4 protein-coding genes and 1 pseudogene are annotated in these 3,435 nt (G+C 55.4%); 1 reads left to right on the top strand and 4 read right to left on the bottom strand.

Going from position 1 to position 3,435, the window contains the following annotated elements; all coding sequences use genetic code 11:
* The 4 genes and pseudogenes from Q0176_RS03010 to speB all read right to left on the bottom strand — a co-directional run.
* A pseudogene (locus Q0176_RS03010) lies at positions 1–421 on the bottom strand (C4-dicarboxylate ABC transporter substrate-binding protein); the annotation flags it as partial.
* 75 nt (positions 422–496) lie between these two features.
* A complete protein-coding gene (locus tag Q0176_RS03015) occupies positions 497–1,765 on the bottom strand; it encodes a TRAP transporter large permease (RefSeq protein ID WP_299299123.1) in 1,269 nt (422 codons plus the stop codon).
* 1 nt (position 1,766) lies between these two features.
* A complete protein-coding gene (locus tag Q0176_RS03020; protein WP_299299124.1) occupies positions 1,767–2,318 on the bottom strand; it encodes a TRAP transporter small permease in 552 nt (183 codons plus the stop codon).
* Positions 2,319–2,382: 64 nt separating this feature from the next.
* Positions 2,383–3,276: an agmatinase gene (gene speB, locus Q0176_RS03025; RefSeq protein WP_299299125.1), complete on the bottom strand. Its 894-nt coding sequence runs from the start codon at positions 3,274–3,276 to the stop codon at positions 2,383–2,385.
* Between speB and Q0176_RS03030 the strand changes: the two genes are divergently transcribed.
* On the top strand, positions 3,230–3,435 hold a 206-nt coding region (locus Q0176_RS03030), incomplete at its 3' end, for a hypothetical protein (protein ID WP_299299126.1). The two genes, speB and Q0176_RS03030, sit on opposite strands and share 47 nt — an antisense overlap.

Here is a 3,435-nt window from a genome sequence, read left to right on the forward strand (position 1 = left end):
GCCCTTTGCTTTCATAGACGCCCCCCAGTTTTTCGTTGATCGCCTTGCTTGTGCGCAGAAATTCGGCATTTTTGTCGTCGTCCATCGAAAACAGAAAGTGAAGCAGAAAAATCTGGTTCTCGGGAATGATGGAACTGGACTGTCCGGGGGCGATCAGGCAGAACTCCACCGCGCCGTTCAGGGCAAGCTCGAACATCTCGGTGGGGGTCCCCAGGGTGCCGTGAGGGAAGACCTCCAGCTGGATATCGCCGTTCGACTTCTCCTTCAAAAGGCGGGCAAACTCATGGGCATAGAGATCCACCGCACTATCGGCCAGCTCCTCACTGGCCAGCCGCCAATTGTACTTGGCGGCTGAGGCCGGAACGGCACCGCAGCTCAAGACCATGACGCACAACAGAAAAACGACCGCACACTTTCTCATTTCCTTTTCCTCCTTCTCCTGAAAAGCCGATGGACCCCTCAACATCCTACACACACAACATCCTACATTCAGCACTTACCGCGATAAATCGAGCAGAAACAGGGCTATCTTCGGACAATAGATCAATAAAACGGACACTGCGACCATAATGGCGACAAAGGGAAAGGTTCCGCGGATGGCATCCGCGTATTTTTGCCTGAAAATGGCCATGGCCGTAAAAATATTGCAGCCGAAGGGAGGCGTCGTAGACCCGATGGCGGCCTGCAGGGTAACGATGATGCCGCATAGGATATTATCCAATCCTGCGGCCGCAATCGCCGGTTTGAAGATGGGCGTCAGGATCATGATGACGACGATGGGGTCGACGAACATGCAGGCCAGGAAATACGTTATGGTCAGAACGAACATGATGCGGACGGACGAGGGAGCATCCCCAAGGAGCGCGGGCAGGATCATGTTGGGGATCCGTCCAAAGGAAATGGTCCAGGAAAAGGCCTGTCCCATGGCGACCAGGATGAAGACTATGGCGGTCACCGTACCCGTGCGCAGCGCGATCTTCGGGATATCCGAGAGCTTGATGGAACGATAGATGAAGTACTCCACCAGAAATGCGTAGAAAACGGACACCGCGGCAGCCTCCGTCGGGCTGAACATTCCGGAGTAGATGCCCCCGAAGATGATGACGGGGAAGGAGAAGCTGAGGATGGCCCGACGGAACGCCAGCCACTTCTCGGACCTCGAGGCCTCCGGTGCCGAGTGCTCCTTTCCCGATTTGAACCAACCGTAGATACAAAACAGGACGCAGATGAGGATTCCGGGGCCAACCCCTGCGATGAACAAATCCCCGATGGAGGCGCCTCCCACCACCCCATAGACGATCATATAGATGCTGGGGGGGATGAGCAGGGCAATGACGGCCGCATTGATGATCAATGCCGTTGAAAAGGAGGCATCGTACCCGGCCTTGAGGAGCAACGGACGCAAGGGGCCGCCGATGGCCACGACCGTGGCCTGGGTGGAACCGGAGACCGAGCCGAAGAGCGTACAGGCGATGGTCGTCGAGATCGGGATGCCCCCGCGCTTATGCCCCACCAGTTTGACGACGAATGTCAGTAGCCGCTCAGCCACCTGCCCCGAGGTCATGATGTCCGCAGCGAGGATGAACAGAGGGACGGCCGTCAGCGATACGGGCTGGACCCCGCCGACGATCTGCTGCACCAGCATGGCAGGATCGATAGGGAAAAACAGAAAGACGGTTAGAAATGCAGCAGTCCCCAGGGGCACCATCATGGGAAAACCCAGGATAAGCAGGCCGATCATTGTTCCCATCAAAACCCACAGCATATCAGAGCACTCCCTCGGAAAGCGTCCATCCGTCCTCCGCCCCGGATTCAGCTACGGACGGGGCGATGAAAATCCCCTTATGGGTCAGATTTTTCCAGAAGGTCGCAAGGTATTGAACCGCCGTCAGGAAAAAACCGATGGGAACCCAAAGCATGACGACGTAAACCGGAATCTGCAACCCCAGCGTGTATTTGTTCATCATATAAAGCCCTTTGACATACAGGATGCCGTACCACATCATAAGGCACAGGAAAACAGCTGTCCCCAAGGAGGTGAGCAGAACCAGAAACTTCCTGCCCCTGTACCCCATGATGTCCGATAAGGCGGTCATCCTGATATGGAGTCCCATCCGGGCTGCATAGGCCGTTCCGACGAAGGTCACCAGTACCACGGAAAACTGACTGATCTCCTCCACCCAGGAAAAACTGACGTGAAAAATATTTCGGCTCAAGACATTGATAATGGAGACAACGGCCATTGTGATGGTTCCCCATGAGACGATGAATTTCTCCACCCTCTCGCAAAGGCCATTGACCCGTTCCAAATTTTTCATTTGCAGTCCCCCCTGACCATAAAATGTCCTCGACCGAGCGCTTATCGCCCCTCCCCCTTCAGCTTTACGCCCTTCTGCCCTCCTTTTTCTGAAGCGCCAGCACGGACAGGAACTCGAAGACAATGTTGCAGGCCGCTAAAGAGGTGATTTCTGCAACGTCATAGGGCGGGGCTACCTCGACGATATCGAACCCCACGAAGTTGACGTCCGTCAAGCCGCGAATGAAGCTGATGGCTTCGAAGGTGGAATACCCTCCAACCTCCGGAGTCCCCGTGGCCGGCGCATAGGCGGGATCGACAAAGTCGATGTCAAACGTAAGGAAGGCCTTGTTTTTGCCCACCCGTTTGTTGATCTCTTCCAAAACCGCAGGGATCCCCATCTCGCGTACCTTGTGGGTCGGAATCAATTTCAGCCCCAGGTCCGCGGCCAGCTTGAACTCCCCGGCGTCGTACAGCGATCCCCTCATGCCGATCTGGATGGATTTGTGGGGGTCGATCAGATTCTCCTCTATGGCACGACGAAAAGGCGTTCCGTGATTATACTTCTCGCCAAAAACCTCATCGTTGATATCTGCGTGGGAATCGAAATGAATGAGGCTGACTGGCCCATGCTTCTTCGCTACCGCCCTCAGCTCTCCCAGCGTGATGGAATGGTCCCCCCCCAGGGCAATCGGAAGGGCCCCCGCATCCAGTATCCTGGACGCGAACGCCTCGATGGCGGCATAGGTCGGGTGGATGTAACCGGGCACGATATTGACATCCCCCATGTCCGCCCCCTTCAGGTAATCGAGAATATTGACCTCATGCACCGGATTGTTCGTCTTCATCATGACGGAGATATTCCGGATGCCCTGCGGCCCGAAACGGGCCCCCGAACGATAGGAACACGCGGTATCGAAAGGAATGCCATAAATGGCAAAGTCCAGCCCATCCGGTTCCGAAACCCTCTCCATCCGCATAAAGTTGCCAACGTTGCAAAAACGGGGAGAAGCAAACGCTGTAGCCGGCTGTTTCAGTTCTCTTGCACTCATGACCCGCACACCTCCAGGAATTGGCGCTCCAAAAGACTCAAGCTTTACCATAAAGCTCAGCCCAAGACAAAATTATATTCTGATTAG

Origin of the sequence: uncultured Fretibacterium sp. (assembly GCF_938040765.1) — a bacterium.
GTDB lineage: Bacteria > Synergistota > Synergistia > Synergistales > Aminobacteriaceae > CAJPSE01.

Excerpts from the sequence above, each read along its gene's own strand:
- Q0176_RS03015 (WP_299299123.1), bottom strand. The coding sequence starts at position 1,765 with ATGCTGTGGGTTTTGATGGGAACAATGATCGGCCTGCTTATCCTGGGT.
- Q0176_RS03020 (WP_299299124.1), bottom strand. The coding sequence starts at position 2,318 with ATGAAAAATTTGGAACGGGTCAATGGCCTTTGCGAGAGGGTGGAGAAA.
- speB (WP_299299125.1), bottom strand. The coding sequence starts at position 3,276 with ATGCGGATGGAGAGGGTTTCGGAACCGGATGGGCTGGACTTTGCCATT.